At 58.9% G+C, this 13,780-nt stretch carries 14 protein-coding genes and 1 tRNA gene; 1 reads left to right on the forward strand and 14 read right to left on the reverse strand.

What is annotated here, in order from left to right:
* Nucleotides 1–122 precede the first annotated feature (122 nt).
* The 3 genes from ACK4HJ_RS08885 to ACK4HJ_RS08895 form a co-directional block, all read right to left on the reverse strand.
* The gene (locus ACK4HJ_RS08885; protein ID WP_409830069.1) at nucleotides 123–1,883 is read right to left on the reverse strand and encodes a DUF927 domain-containing protein; all 1,761 of its coding nucleotides are present in this window, start codon (nucleotides 1,881–1,883) and stop codon (nucleotides 123–125) included.
* 86 nt (nucleotides 1,884–1,969) lie between these two features.
* Nucleotides 1,970–2,383, reverse strand: coding sequence for a hypothetical protein (locus ACK4HJ_RS08890; RefSeq protein ID WP_409830072.1), 414 nt, complete (start codon nucleotides 2,381–2,383; stop codon nucleotides 1,970–1,972).
* 301 nt (nucleotides 2,384–2,684) lie between these two features.
* Entirely contained in the window at nucleotides 2,685–3,764 is a 1,080-nt protein-coding gene (locus ACK4HJ_RS08895) for a transcriptional regulator domain-containing protein (protein WP_409830073.1), read from the reverse strand.
* A gap of 493 nt (nucleotides 3,765–4,257) precedes the next feature.
* Here ACK4HJ_RS08895 and ACK4HJ_RS08900 point away from each other — a divergent pair, with 493 nt between their 5' ends.
* A complete protein-coding gene (locus ACK4HJ_RS08900; protein WP_409830076.1) occupies nucleotides 4,258–4,467 on the forward strand; it encodes a hypothetical protein in 210 nt (69 codons plus the stop codon).
* Nucleotides 4,468–4,625: 158 nt separating this feature from the next.
* Here ACK4HJ_RS08900 and ACK4HJ_RS08905 read toward each other — a convergent pair whose 3' ends face one another.
* The 11 genes from ACK4HJ_RS08905 to ACK4HJ_RS08955 all read right to left on the reverse strand — a co-directional run.
* Nucleotides 4,626–4,949, reverse strand: a complete 324-nt coding sequence (locus ACK4HJ_RS08905; RefSeq protein WP_409830078.1) for a single-stranded DNA-binding protein — start codon at nucleotides 4,947–4,949, stop codon at nucleotides 4,626–4,628.
* A gap of 150 nt (nucleotides 4,950–5,099) precedes the next feature.
* Nucleotides 5,100–5,176, reverse strand: a tRNA-Pro gene (locus ACK4HJ_RS08910).
* A 30-nt stretch (nucleotides 5,177–5,206) separates the two neighbouring features.
* Nucleotides 5,207–5,653 carry a MerR family transcriptional regulator gene (locus ACK4HJ_RS08915; RefSeq protein WP_409830081.1) on the reverse strand — a complete coding sequence of 149 codons (447 nt, stop codon included), beginning with the start codon at nucleotides 5,651–5,653 and terminating at the stop codon, nucleotides 5,207–5,209.
* 98 nt (nucleotides 5,654–5,751) lie between these two features.
* Nucleotides 5,752–6,099, reverse strand: a complete 348-nt coding sequence (locus ACK4HJ_RS08920; protein WP_409830109.1) for an integration host factor subunit alpha — start codon at nucleotides 6,097–6,099, stop codon at nucleotides 5,752–5,754.
* A gap of 2 nt (nucleotides 6,100–6,101) precedes the next feature.
* On the reverse strand, nucleotides 6,102–8,549 hold the full coding sequence (gene pheT, locus ACK4HJ_RS08925) for a phenylalanine--tRNA ligase subunit beta (protein WP_409830083.1): 2,448 nt from the start codon (nucleotides 8,547–8,549) through the stop codon (nucleotides 6,102–6,104).
* 154 nt (nucleotides 8,550–8,703) lie between these two features.
* Nucleotides 8,704–9,756, reverse strand: a complete 1,053-nt coding sequence (gene pheS, locus ACK4HJ_RS08930) for a phenylalanine--tRNA ligase subunit alpha (RefSeq protein WP_409830086.1) — start codon at nucleotides 9,754–9,756, stop codon at nucleotides 8,704–8,706.
* 101 nt (nucleotides 9,757–9,857) lie between these two features.
* Complete coding sequence (rplT, locus tag ACK4HJ_RS08935; protein WP_005795139.1) at nucleotides 9,858–10,217, reverse strand: 50S ribosomal protein L20; 360 nt, start codon at nucleotides 10,215–10,217, stop codon at nucleotides 9,858–9,860.
* Nucleotides 10,218–10,242: 25 nt separating this feature from the next.
* Nucleotides 10,243–10,446, reverse strand: coding sequence for a 50S ribosomal protein L35 (gene rpmI / locus ACK4HJ_RS08940; protein WP_005795135.1), 204 nt, complete (start codon nucleotides 10,444–10,446; stop codon nucleotides 10,243–10,245).
* A 195-nt stretch (nucleotides 10,447–10,641) separates the two neighbouring features.
* A complete protein-coding gene (gene infC, locus ACK4HJ_RS08945; RefSeq protein WP_409830112.1) occupies nucleotides 10,642–11,250 on the reverse strand; it encodes a translation initiation factor IF-3 in 609 nt (202 codons plus the stop codon).
* 81 nt (nucleotides 11,251–11,331) lie between these two features.
* Nucleotides 11,332–13,251, reverse strand: coding sequence for a threonine--tRNA ligase (gene thrS / locus ACK4HJ_RS08950; protein ID WP_409830090.1), 1,920 nt, complete (start codon nucleotides 13,249–13,251; stop codon nucleotides 11,332–11,334).
* A 286-nt stretch (nucleotides 13,252–13,537) separates the two neighbouring features.
* The coding region (locus ACK4HJ_RS08955; protein ID WP_409830092.1) for an integrase core domain-containing protein at nucleotides 13,538–13,780 on the reverse strand (243 nt) is incomplete at its 5' end.

The following is a 13,780-nucleotide window of genomic DNA, read 5'->3' on the forward strand; positions in this document are numbered from 1 at the left end:
GTTGTGTATTACGGTAGCTATACGAGCAAGTGGTCATTTCCGCTGATTCGGTGCTACCGACGCACCCTGACGCTGACTTGCTTGTATGGCTCAGAAATGGACGTGACAACGTGACAGCAGGTCTACGCAGCTTCTGCAATGGATTCGTAGCAAATAGACGCTTTGATCGCATAGAAGCGCTTCCGGATGCCCTTCGCTTGTCCACTCTTAGGCAGACGAAATTGACGCTGAAAGCCCTCTGAATCGGCAATCAAATACCCTGCATCAAATAATTTCTGGGTGGCCATCTGCGTGCCGAATTGAGCCCCAACAAGCTCTTCAAAAACACCCGGCAGAAACAAGAACAAGCGCTCTTCTCCATCACCTTTGGTGTACCCGTAAATCCCGCTTTGCTCAGTACGGCCAAACATTGACAGCGAGGGAAAGCGGTTCGCATTACGGTCGATCAAGTTACGTACCGTCTGAATCACCTTTTCACCGACAGGTGTCGTGCCATGCTTCTGACGTGCCACATGCTCTTTCAGTACCAGCTTCGCTGCGTCGATGATTTCGGAGCGAGTGACTTGAAGCAATTTCATTTTTAGAGCAGCGTGGCCAGCACACACCCACACTGACAAACCACGAACCATTCGGATCGTGACCCGGTCCGTAATGCCAAGCTCAGCACACAACGCTGATTCAATCTCTTGAAGCTTTTCAGGAAGACGCGCGACGAGCATTGCATGATTGCTGGATAGACCATTGACCCACGCGTCCCAGAGGGCGCCGTAATACGCCTCGCATGCTGTCTTCAATTGATCGGAAAACTGCTTCGGCGTCAGCCCCTCTGGAACGTTGTGAAAAATACCGTTCTTTCCAGAGACGACCACTTCCAAAAGCCGTGCGGAGATGCCCTCTGTGAGGGTCACTCTCGAAGTCGCCACGATTTCTCCCAGCGTCTTTTCCGATGCGGCAATGAGTCCGCACGTCAGCGGTGGAGCCTCATGTGCCTTCTGGTCGGCGGCGCTGGTTTTACGGCTAGCGCTATTGCCCACAAGGAAGATCAGCTTCACTAAACCGTCTAAGTTCTCGGCAAGGTGAAGCTCATCAAGGAATGCTGGACAGTCCTGGCTTTGCTCAAGGCGGGCGCGAATACCATTGGCAGTACCTGCACAGTTTTCGATCTCACGCGCTTGTTCACGCGTTGACTGGGCTACTTGCTGCGCCGTAGTTTTACCTTGACTACTCTGGCCAACGATCATCAAGATCAAACGAGGCAAGTTGAATGCGCGACACATTGCGGAAGCAAGAGCTGCAAGCACCACAATCAACAAAAATGGATTGCCTTTGAGGTACCTCCCGATATGGTCATTCCATGTTTTAACGTCACACGACGGTTGCATCAGCTTTTGATCGCTGATGGGTACATATGCGATCTTGATAGAGGGGGCCTTGCCCAAAGAGTGGATGACCCCGCGATGCACGTAGAAGCGGTACTCGATACCCTGATCTTTGAGCTGACCGAAGCCATCACGATCAACCAAATGGATCACTGAACTGATGTTTTGCAGCAGAACTGCACCCAGCTCACGTAAGCGCTTTGTGGAGAGGTAGTCATGCATGCCAGCCCGAACAGCAAGGCGGGCAACTTCATCATGACGGCCCTGAGCGAGTTGCATGAGATCAAGGCGGAGGTAAAACTGGCGCCCCTTGGTATCAAGGGCCTCCACAACAACAGAGCCAAGTTCATCGCCATTCGCATCAACAGCTTGGTACACGTGTTTGACGCTTGGTGGAAGTTCACAGGCATTGATCTGCAAAGTTCGAGATGCACCAGCAGCACCGGGAACAGGAGGCTTGATTGCCAGAGAGGCCTTGAGTTTTTTTGTCGTTGGCGTTTTCATATCGAGATTGAAAATTGAGGGAACAAGAGAGCGACTTGACTTGTGAAGTTGACTTTTGCGGTCAATAAGTCTTTACAGTGCTCCGGTCAGCTGCGTGCATTGCGGTCAACGCTGCCATGCCGTTCCACCCATTCCAAAAACGCCGTCTCGTTGATAAGGACGCGGCGACCAACGCGACGAATAGCCACGGCGAGACCGTTGCCGGGGATGATGTTTTGGGTACCTCTGCGAACTGCTCCAACACGGTCTTTGGAAGCGAAGATCAGTGCACGCAAAGAGTTCTCACTCCAAGCCGGGTGCTTGACTGCCATCTGAGCGACTGTGAGCCAAATAATTGCCGGGGGCATCTGCTCAGAGATCGTGACACCGGCCGAGATCGGTTCGTTGTAGGCAGCGCGCTGATTGGCGCGGCGAAGAAAGGCAACAAAAGTCGAATCGACTTTGGTGCGGCCACCGCTAGAACGATGGGCACCGGGAAAATTTGGCTGGTACTGCTGCATACCGTACTCCTGGAAAAAAGTTGTTGATCAGCACTTGCTGACACCCAAACTTTTCCAGTTTTCGAGCACATAAACAGTGACGCAACTTTGGGTACGTTTTGCGTCACGCAGTCGATTTAACAGACATGACGATGGCAACGTTGCGTTCTTCGGACCCACACCCGGCGCACGGCAAAGTGCTAGCCATGGCAACAGGAGTCGGAATTTGCTGAGGGTTTTAGAGCCCTCATGTACTTTCGGTCGTGACAACGTGACGCCTCTCGAACGCTACGAGTCAGACAGAATGAAGCACGGTTGGTATCTACAGGAAAGCTAGCGCTTTGTAGTCACGGTCTCTCAACCTGAGCGCTCGCACCATCTTTTGTCTCACTGTTTCTGTGATCTTCTCTGTGTCATGCAGCGGGTTCGCTGGATCGAAAATCACTTTCACCGGCACTGGCTCGGGGTTTTTACCTTTGCGGCGTCTCACTTGTTTCTCCACCACTGGCTCCAACTCCAACGCAAGGCTGATTGGCGTAGCGCCCTCCTTCAGGCGATCAAGTATGAGAAGGTACTCTTGATAGACACCGTTCCTGTCGGCCTGGCTTGGAAACTTAGCCAGGATCTTTGCGTTGCGAAGTAACTTTTGATGCTTTTGAAGCTCTTCTTTGGCTCGTTTGATCTGAAAATTCAATGGCAAATTGAGATCAAATCTCACATCAACTTCAGAAGTACCCAAGACAGGTAACTCGTAGTCGTGCCCCCAAACGGTAGCACTACGGATGAACATATTCCCATCCGCCCCCTTCACCATCGGCCCCTTCGTTTCAACTTTCTCTGAACTAGCATTGAAACTGCGGCCAGGCCGATGCGTGGGACGAAATTCATCAGGGTCCACCCCATCCAATAGGGGAAGCCAAGGTGCACTCGCAAGCCCCCACTCGATGAATGGATGGTGGGCCCAAATGCCAGCGGCAGTTTCGGCATCTAACTCCGTGTTTTGTACTGGGTCGATCCATCTACACAGACAGTAGGTTTCCAGCCAGAAACGCCGTGAAACGATGAGTTCTAGCTGCTCGTCCGCTCCCAGGATTTCGGAAGCTTTAGCGCGATACTCTTCAACCGTTTCGCCTAGATCATCCAAATCTTCAAGGTATTTATCGTCGAAAAAGCGGAGGTCTAGCGTACCGATGACCGACTCATTGAGCAGGTCCTCGCTCAGGAGTAGGCCCTTGCACCGTGCAACCAAACAACTGAGTTGATTGAGCTGCTCTTGCGTCAGCGATGAGAGCAACTCGTAAGCAGCGACGTACTCCGGATTGCGGCGAAGGAATTGCCAGGCCCATTGCTGGGCGGTCCGGTCGTGCTCTGGCTTAGATAGTGTTGTATGTGGTTGGGACATTCGACTGCTCCAATAGCCCGCCAGTCTAGGAGATCAGACGAGGCCGACCAATGTCTTTACCTTGCTTCAGGTACCACGCTGCGGCAACTTAACTCCACACCTGTCGCGTCACAGCTATGTCACAGTTACTGCTAAATTTCGGCATAAATCCCGATTGTTGCGGGCTGCTAAAATCACATTGTCTAGAGTGAAGACAGCAATTGGCAGCAATTGGGAACAGTTAGTGCTGGAGTTCGTAATGAGAAGGTCGGGTGTTCGATTCATCTCTCCGGCACCAAATAAAAAGCCCTGATTCGCAAGAGTCAGGGCTTTTTTGCTGGCGCGCTCGCCAGGCTTTCTGGCGTCAAACATGCAGGCAACGTCGTCCCATGGCTTGTGTAGCACTTTGGCGGTTGGAATTGGCGCGAAAGTGAGGCAGACTTTTGGTCTGAGCGCACCGCGCCGATCAAGCAGCACTAGCCCTATCCACAATCATCTCCTTGGCCTCGACCCCATGAGCACAGACCGCAGAGCCCCCATCGACCGCCGCACCGGCCGGGACCGCCGTCAGGACGAAAAAGGCCCTCCGACTGCCTTCGAAAGGCGCCGCACCGTGGAAGCCCGTCAGCCAGAGATGGTGGAAGTGCAGGTGACCGAGGAAGAACTCAAGGCTATGGGCTTTGACAGCCCCGCAGAGCCCGCCGCCCCCGAGAAGCCAGGCTGAGCCCTGTAGCGGGACAACGCTGCGCGCATTCGCAGCAACAGCGAAGCGCGGGGCAACACCGCCCCAGACCGCGCGCTACATGCAAATGCCTGCGCGAACTTTTCGCTTCAGGCAAAGACGCGGAGCATGATCTCCGCCTGCCTGAACACCCGCACAACTCAGTCGCTGCGCTGCTGGCCCACTTCGCCATCGTGCAAGGCCAGCAGGCGGTGCGCCACCATATCGAGCGCTGGCCGGGTGTTGCCTTGTTTGTCGGTCCATACGCGAGGCGTGAGCCTGCCCGCAAGCGCCAGCAAGTCTCCATCGCGCAACGATGCGAGCTTGGCGCACAGTGCCGCTTCAAAGGCGATCATGTTGACAAACAGGACTTCGCCATCGCCAGCCGCGGCCCTCACCTTGGCGACGGTGAACGCCTTACCCGCCTTGTCGATACGCCGCTCCGCATCGCCGTAAAGACGGCCCGCCACCAATCCATCAATCATTGAAAACCTCTGTGCTCAACGCGCTTCGCTGGCCTGGAACATGGCACCCGGGGAGAAGCGCCAAAGCGGCCGCGCCGCGCAAAATGCCGCTGTTTGCACCCGCCCAGCAAAAAAGCCCGGCTCCTTACGGAACCGGGCTTTTGCTATCAATGGTCGGCGTGGCGGGATTCGAACTCGCGACCCCTTGCACCCCATGCAAGTGCGCTACCAGGCTGCGCTACACGCCGACAAGACTTAGATTATATGCAGAAAAAACCTCAGTTCGGGGAAAGCAGGGCGCGAATTTCAAATAATTCTTTGCGCACTGCGTTGGAGTCGAGCACGAACCCGGACGCGCCTATCGTGAGGTCGCGCGCTGTGTCCACAAGGATGCTGGGCAGCTCTGAATCTTGTGCGTTGTCGAGGGAGTCGGCGGCCTCTTCAGCCAGGCCATCTTCACGGGCCGCATGCGCCAGTTCCTGCAGCCGGTTGCGGGCCCCGCTGATGGTGAAGCCCTGGTCATACAGCAGGTCGCGGATGCGGCGAATCATGAGCACCTCGTGGTGCTGATAATACCGTCGGTTGCCGCGCCGCTTCATGGGCCGCAGTTGTGTGAACTCCTGCTCCCAGTAGCGCAACACATGCGGCTTGACACCACACAACTCGGCCACTTCACCGATGGTGAAGTAGCGCTTGGCGGGTATGGAGGGAAGCGTGGTGCCCATGAAATTGGAAGTCAGATGGGAAAGCCGACAAGGGTACTGCAGAGCCCGCACGCCCGCCAGCCACCACGCCACATTTGGTCACAAAAATTGGCACAAATTCACGCCGAACCAGCGGCCTGGATCTGTTCCTTGAATTTGCTGCTGGCATGAAAGGTCACAACGCGGCGCGCCTTGATCGGAATCGCCTCGCCCGTGCGCGGATTGCGCCCGGGCCGAGGTGCCTTGGTGCGGATCTGGAAATTGCCGAAACCCGAGAGCTTGACGTCCTTGCCCTCCACCAGGCTCTGAGCGATCAGGTCGAAGAAGGCGTCGATCATGTCCTTGGACTCGCGCTTGTTCAGCCCGATCTGGTCGAACAAGAGATCCGCCAGCAGCGCCTTGGTCAGCGCCGGCGTTTCCAGACTTTCCACTGCAAACTCAATCACGGCATCACTCCCCTTCAACATCTTCACACCCGCAGCTTCGCGCCGGTCTGCTGTGCCAGTTGTGCCACCACGGCCTGCACGGCGGCTTCGATCTCGGCTTCGGTCAGCGTCGCTTCATCGCTGCCCAGCGTCAGGCGCACGGCCAGGCTTTTCTCGCCTTGCGCCAACCCACCCGCGGGCGCCACTTCGCCGACACCCAGCGACTTGGGCCTGTAAACGTCAAACAGCACGGCAGAGCGCAGCATGGCGCCCGGCACGGCCTGGTGCACGGCGGCCATGACGTCGGCATGCGTGACACGCTCGGCCACCACCACAGCCAGGTCGCGCTCCACCGCCTGGTGCTTCGCCACCGGCGTGAACTGCGGCACCACCCGTTGCAGCACGGCGTCGAGCTCCAGCTCAAACATCACGGGGGCCAGCGGCAGGTCCCACGACTGGCGCCACTGCGGGTGCAGCTCTCCGACGAAGCCGATGGCTTTGCCGCCCACCCGCACACGGGCGCAACGGCCAGGGTGCATCGCAGGGTGCTCAGCCGGTTCAAATGTGGCCTTGAGCGGTGCCAGCAACGCTTCCACGTCGCCCTTCACGTCGAAGAAGTCAATGCCCTGCTCTTTGCGGCCCCACTGCAGCATGTCGTTTGCGCCATAGGCCACACCCGCCACGCGCATGGGTTGGTGGAAGCCCTCCACCGTGGTGTCGGTGTTCTGCACGCTGGCGTCGCGCAAGAACACGCGGCCCAGCTCGAAAACGCGCACGCGCTCGGCACGACGGTCCAAATTGAACTTGAGCACCTGCAGCAGCGATCCCAGCAGTGTGGAGCGCATCACGCTCATCTGGCTGGCGATGGGGTTAAGCAGCTTGATGGGCGTGGCGTTGCCAGCCAGCTCGTGCTCCCAGCGCGCTTCCACAAAGCTGAAGTTGATGGTTTCCTGGTAGCCCAGGCCGGCCAGCTGGCGGCGCACGGCAAACGGGCTGCGCGTGGCTTCGGGCGGCAGCTTGGGCGTGATGGGCGCCAGCGGGGGCGTGGTGGGCAGGTTGTTGTAGCCCACCATGCGGGCCACTTCTTCGATCAGGTCTTCTTCAATGGTGATGTCGAAGCGGTACGAGGGCGGCGCGACGGTGAGCGTGCCCTCGCCTTCCGTCACCGGCAGGCCCAGGCCGCGCAGCGCATCGGCGCACTGTGCCTGCGTGAGCGGCATGCCGATGACCTTGGCGGCGCGGGCCACGCGCAGCGTCACGGGCTGCGGCTGCGGCAGGTTCACCTGCTGGTCGTCCATGGGGCCGCAGGCGGTCTCGGGCGTGCCGCAGATGTCGATCACGAGCTGCGTGATGCGCTCGATGTGCTCCACCGTCAGGCTCGGGTCCACACCGCGTTCAAAGCGGTGGCCGGCGTCGGTGGAGAAATTGAAGCGGCGCGAGCGCCCGGCCACGGCCTTGGGCCACCAGAAGGCGGCTTCGATGTAGATGTGTTGGGTGTCGTCCGACACGGCCGTCGCGTCGCCGCCCATGATGCCGGCAAGCGACTCGACTTGGTTGTCGTCCGCGATCACGCCCACCTTGTCGTCCACCGTGATGGTGTTGCCATTGAGCAGCTTGAGCTGCTCGCCAGACTGGCCCCAACGCACATCCAGCGTGCCGTGGATCTTGTCGAGGTCGAAGATGTGCGAAGGCCGGCCCAGCTCAAACATCACGTAGTTGGAGATGTCCACCAGCGGCGACACGCCGCGCTGGCCGCAGCGCACCAGGCGATCCAGCATCCACTGCGGCGTGGCGGCACGCGTGTTCACGTTGCGCACGATGCGGCCCGAGAAACGGCCACACAGGTCTGGCGCGCTGATCTTCACGGGCAGCTTGTCATTCAGCGTGGGTTGCACGGCGGGGAACGACGGCTGCTTGAGCGGTGCGCCGGTCAACGCCGCCAGCTCGCGCGCGATGCCATACACGCTCAGGCAATGCGCCAGGTTGGGCGTGAGCTTGAGCGTGAACAGCGTGTCGTCCAGATTCAGGTACGTGCGGATGTCCTGCCCCACAGGCGCGGAAGCATCCAGCTCCAGCAGGCCCCCGTGATCTTCCGACAGCTTGAGCTCGCGCGCCGAGCACAGCATGCCCTGGCTTTCCACACCGCGCAGCTTGCCCACCTTGATGAGAAAGGGCTTGCCGTCGTCGCCGGGCGGCAGTTCCGCGCCGACCAGCGCGCACGGCACCTTGATGCCCACGCGCGCATTGGGCGCGCCGCAAACGATGTTGAGCAAGGCGCCCTGCCCCACGTCCACCTGGCACACGCGCAGACGGTCGGCGTCCGGGTGCTGCACGGCCTCTTTGATCTCGCCCACAACGATCTTGGTAAAGGGCGGCGCTACGGGGCGCAGCTCTTCGACCTCCAGGCCGGCCATGGTGAGGGTGTCGGCCAGCTCTTGGGTGCTCAACGGGGGGTTGCAGAATTCGCGCAACCAGGACTCGGGGAATTGCATGGTGTAGAAACTCTTGGGCTCAGGGCGTTTGCTCTTGAAAAGATAGCTTTTGGCGCTTGTCGGATCTCGGTTTCAACATCAAAAGGCTTTGAATTCCAATGAAATCAAGCGCTGGCAGCTCACTTTTTTGCTTGGCTGGGGCGGGTTGGCAGGTTCACTGAAACTGCGACAGGAAACGGATGTCGCCGTCAAAGAACAGGCGCAGATCGTTCACGCCGTAGCGCAGCATGGTGAGGCGGTCGGGGCCCATGCCGAAGGCAAAGCCGATGTACTTTTCGGGGTCCAGCCCCATGTTGCGCACCACGTTGGGGTGCACTTGGCCAGAGCCGGCCACTTCCAGCCAACGGCCGGCCAGCGGGCCAGTCTGGAACTGGATGTCGATCTCGGCGCTGGGCTCCGTGAAGGGGAAGAAGCTGGGCCTGAAACGCAGCACCATATCATCGCTTTCAAAGAACGTGCGGCAGAAGTCGGTGAACACCACCTTCAGGTCCTTGAAGCTCACGTTCTCGCCGATCCACAGGCCCTCGCACTGGTGGAACATGGGCGAGTGCGTGGCGTCGCTGTCCACGCGGTAGGTGCGGCCCGGGGCGATCACGCGGATCTCGGGCATGGGCTGGGCGGCATCGAGCAGCGCGCGGTGCTTCTTCACATGCTGCACCGCGTGGCGGATCTGCATGGGGCTGGTGTGCGTGCGCAGCAGGTTGGGGGCGGTGGCGGTGCCGCCCTCCACATAGAAGGTGTCGTGCATCGAACGCGCGGGATGGTCCTCCGGCGTGTTCAGCGCGGTGAAGTTGAACCAGTCGGTCTCGATCTCAGGACCTTGGGCCACGTCGAATCCCATGGAGCCGAAGATGCGCTCGATGCGCTCGAGGGTGAGCGACACGGGGTGCAGCCCACCCTGCCCGCGCTGGCGGCCCGGCAGACTCACATCCAGTGCCTCGGCCTTGAGCTGGGCCTGCAGTTCGGCATCGGCCAGGGCTTGGCGGCGTGCCGTCAGTGCGGCTTCGATGGCCTGCTTGGCAAGGTTGATGGCTGCGCCGCGGGATTTTTTCTCCTCCACGGACAGCTGTGCCATGCCTTTCATGAGTTCGGTCACGCGGCCCGACTTGCCCAGAAATTGCGCTTTGGCGTTTTCCAGATCTGCAGGGGTGGCGCTTTGGGCGAACAACCGCGTCGCGCTCTCGACCAGGGAATCCAACTCGTTCATATCGACTCGTAAAAATGAACAAGGGCTAGCGCCTTTTCAAGCCCTAGCCCTTGCTGTTATTGCGCAAGCAGCTATCAAAACGATAGCTGCTCATCGTGAACTCAAGCAGCCAGCTTGGCCTTGACTTGCTCCACGATGCTGCCAAAGGCAGCCTTGTCGTGCACGGCGAGATCGGCCAGCATCTTGCGATCGATCTCGATGGAAGCCTTCTTCAGGCCGTTGGCGAACTGGCTGTATGTCAGGCCCAGTTCACGGGCAGCGGCGTTGATACGGGCGATCCACAACTGGCGGAACACGCGCTTCTTGGTGCGGCGGTCACGGTAGGCATATTGCCCAGCTTTCATTACCGCCTGTTTGGCGATACGGAAAACATTACCGCGGCGACCACGGAAACCCTTGGCAAGGGCGAGAACTTTCTTGTGACGGGCACGGGCCGTTACACCACGTTTGACGCGAGGCATGTATGTACTCCTTGTTCGTCAGTTATTACAGGCCAGCGCTTGGCAGCATTTGTGCGATCGAGCCCATGTTGGTCTCATGCACATTCACTGCACCACGCAGATGGCGCTTGTTCTTGGTGGTCTTCTTGGTCAAGATGTGACGCTTGAAGGCTTGACCGCGCTTGACGGTGCCACCGGGACGAACGCGGAAACGTTTTTTCGCGCTGCTCTTGGTCTTCATTTTGGGCATTTGAATGCTCCTTTGTTTGTGCTCGTGAGGCGTTTGCAGACCGATCCACAAACTTGTTGGCCCCGAGCCACTTGTCGAAAAGCTTGCGCCTTTCAGTTTGGCGTTGCTTGCACACCGCCTTCAAGTGCCTCGCCCCTGCGGGCGCGGCACCTAAACTTTCGATTCAAATACCGGCTGACTTGCCTGAAGTCAAATTCAGGTTGTAGAGCCGGGCGCCGCAACACCATCTGCCGCGGGCTTCGCCGAGGTGGGCTTCTTCCGGCCCGGAGCGATCATCATGATCATCTGGCGGCCCTCCAACTTGGGAAACTGCTCGACGATGATGGTGTCGCCCAAATCGTCACGGATCCGGTTCAGCAGTGCGAGACCCAACTCCTGATGGGTAATTTCTCGGCCACGGAACCGGAGCGTGATCTTGCACTTGTCGCCATCCGCCAGAAAACGGCGAATGTTGCGCATCTTGATGTTGTAGTCGCCATCGTCCGTACCAGGGCGGAACTTGACTTCCTTGATCTCTATGACCGTCTGCTTGGCCTTGGCTTCGGCAGCGCGCTTTTGCTCCTGGTACTTGAACTTGCCGTAGTCCATCAGGCGGCACACCGGCGGATTGGCCGTAGCGGCAATTTCCACCAGATCCACGTCCAGTTCACCAGCCATGCGCAAGGCTTCCATCAGGCTGACAACGCCCAAAGGCTCATTGTCAGGACCCGAAAGACGAACTTCCGGGGCCATGATTTCACGGTTCAGGCGATGCTTGCGTTCTTCGCGCTGGCGACGATCACGAAATTCAGTAGCGATGGCTATCTTCCTTCAATCAAAACACTACATATTTAGTAGCAACAACCGTACAGTTGGCATACGCCAAAGCATGTTTTCGAAAGAGAATCAGACTTTGGTGGCAATGTCTTGGGCGATCAGCGCAGCGAACGCTTCGACGGACATCACGCCGAGGTCTCGATTGCCCCGGCCACGCACTGCGACGGCTCCGGCGGCCTTTTCCTTGTCGCCCGCGACGAGGATGTACGGCAGCTTTTGCAACGAATGCTCGCGTATTTTATACGTAATCTTCTCGTTGCGCAGATCGAGCGCCACCCTAAGGTCTTGATTCGGCAGTGCTTTTTGCAGTTTTGCGGCAATTTCACGACAGTAATCGGCCTGCGCATCGGTGATATTGAGCACCGAGACCTGCACCGGCGCCAACCACACAGGGAAGGCGCCTGCATAATGCTCGATCAGCATGCCGATGAAGCGTTCCATGCTGCCCACCGTCGCGCGGTGCAGCATCAGCGGGCGCCTGCGGGTCCCGTCTTCTGCCACGTATTCGGCGTCTAGGCGCTCAGGCAGGTTCGGATCGATCTGCATCGTGCCGCACTGCCACTGGCGGCCCAGCGCGTCCTTGAGCGTGTACTCGATCTTGGGACCGTAGAAGGCACCCTCACCTTCAGCGATCTCGAACTCGCAGCCCGAATAGCGCAGGCCATCCATCAGCGCCTTTTCGGCACGGTCCCAGGCTTCTTCAGTGCCGATGCGCGCCTCTGGCCGCGTCGCCACCTTGTAAATGATGTCCGTGAAGCCGAAGTCCTTGTACACCTTCTGCACCAGCGCCGTGTAGTTGGCGCATTCTTCCTGCACCTGCTCTTCGGTGCAGAAGATGTGGCCGTCGTCCTGCGTGAAACCGCGCACGCGCATGATGCCGTGCAGGCCGCCCGTGGGCTCGTTGCGGTGGCAGGCACCGAACTCACCGTAGCGCAACGGCAGGTCGCGGTAACTCTTGATGCCCTGCTTGTAGATCAGGATGTGGCCGGGGCAATTCATCGGCTTGAGCGCGTAGTCGCGCTTTTCCGACTCGGTGGTGAACATGTTGTCGCGGTACTTGTCCCAGTGGCCCGTTTTCTCCCACAGGCTCTTGTCCAGGATCTGCGGACCCTTCACCTCCTGATACCCGTTGTCGCGGTACACACGGCGCATGTACTGCTCCACCTCCTGCCACAGCGCCCAGCCCTTGGGATGCCAGAACACAGTGCCGGGCGAATGCTCATCCATGTGGAAAAGGTCCAGCTCGCGGCCGAGCTTGCGGTGGTCGCGCTTTTCGGCCTCCTCCAGCATGGTGAGGTGCTGCTGCAGTTCATCCTTCGAGGACCAGGCCGTGCCATAGACGCGTTGCAGCATCTCGTTGCGATGGTCGCCGCGCCAGTAGGCGCCAGCCACCTTCATGAGTTTGAAGAACTTCAGCTTGCCAGTGCTGGGCACGTGGGGCCCGCGGCACAGGTCTTCGAAGTTTCCTTCGCGGTACAGACTCACATCTTCATTGCTGGGAATGCTGGCAATGATTTCGGCCTTGTAGTGCTCGCCCAGGCCCTTGAAGTAGGCCACCGCTTCGTCGCGCGGCAACACGCGGCGCACCACAGGCTCGTCCTTGGCAGCCAGCTCCATCATGCGCTTTTCGATGGCCACAAGGTCTTCGGGCGTGAAGGGGCGCTTGTACGAGAAGTCATAGAAAAAGCCGTTCTCGATCACGGGCCCGATGGTCACCTGGGCCTCTGGAAACAGCTCCTTGACAGCATAGGCCAGCAAGTGGGCCGTGGAGTGACGGATGACCTCCAGCCCATCTGCATCCTTGGCCGTGACGATGGACAGCGGGCTGTCGGCCGTGATCTGGTAGCTGGTGTCCACCACCTTGTCGCCGATCTTGCCAGCCAGGGCTGCCTTGGCCAGACCAGAGCCAATAGAGGCCGCCACCTCGGCCACCGTGACAGGGCCCGGGAATTCGCGCTGCGAGCCATCAGGAAGCGTGATGTGAATCATGGGAGTAACTCTTTCTTTTCAATCAGTGCAAATGGGTGCGGGCACGCGCCAGGCCCGAGAAACAAAAAAGCGCGGAACAGGTCCGCGCTTTTTGGAGGTGTATGCAATCTCGTGCAGGCGCGAACAGCCAGCCTTAACGGCCGGTCAACATCTCCGATGTAGTTCGCGGTGTCATAACCAGATTGCCTTTCTCGCTCTTGTGCAGTGAATTTATTGGCATTTTAACCTTGCCGTGACCCGTCCTGAATAGCGTTGACACCCAGGACGGTTAAAAACTCCAGCCGGACTATCCGGCCAAGGACGCCCGATGCACTGCATCGGGCGTTTGCATTTTCAGCGACAGATGCGGTCGCTCGCAGTTGTAGATGCCCACTGACTGTGCGACCATGCGCTTGGCAGCGCTCAGAGCGGCGGGGCGCTGCAGCAAGAACTCGCTCTTCAAGATGCCGTTGACCCGCTCGGCCAGCGCGTTCTGATAGCAGTCGTAGCCGTCCGTCATCGAGCAGATCACGCCGTGGCGCTTGTGCAG

It is taken from the genome of Acidovorax sp. (assembly GCF_046294525.1).
Classification (GTDB): Bacteria; Pseudomonadota; Gammaproteobacteria; order Burkholderiales; family Burkholderiaceae_C; genus Acidovorax.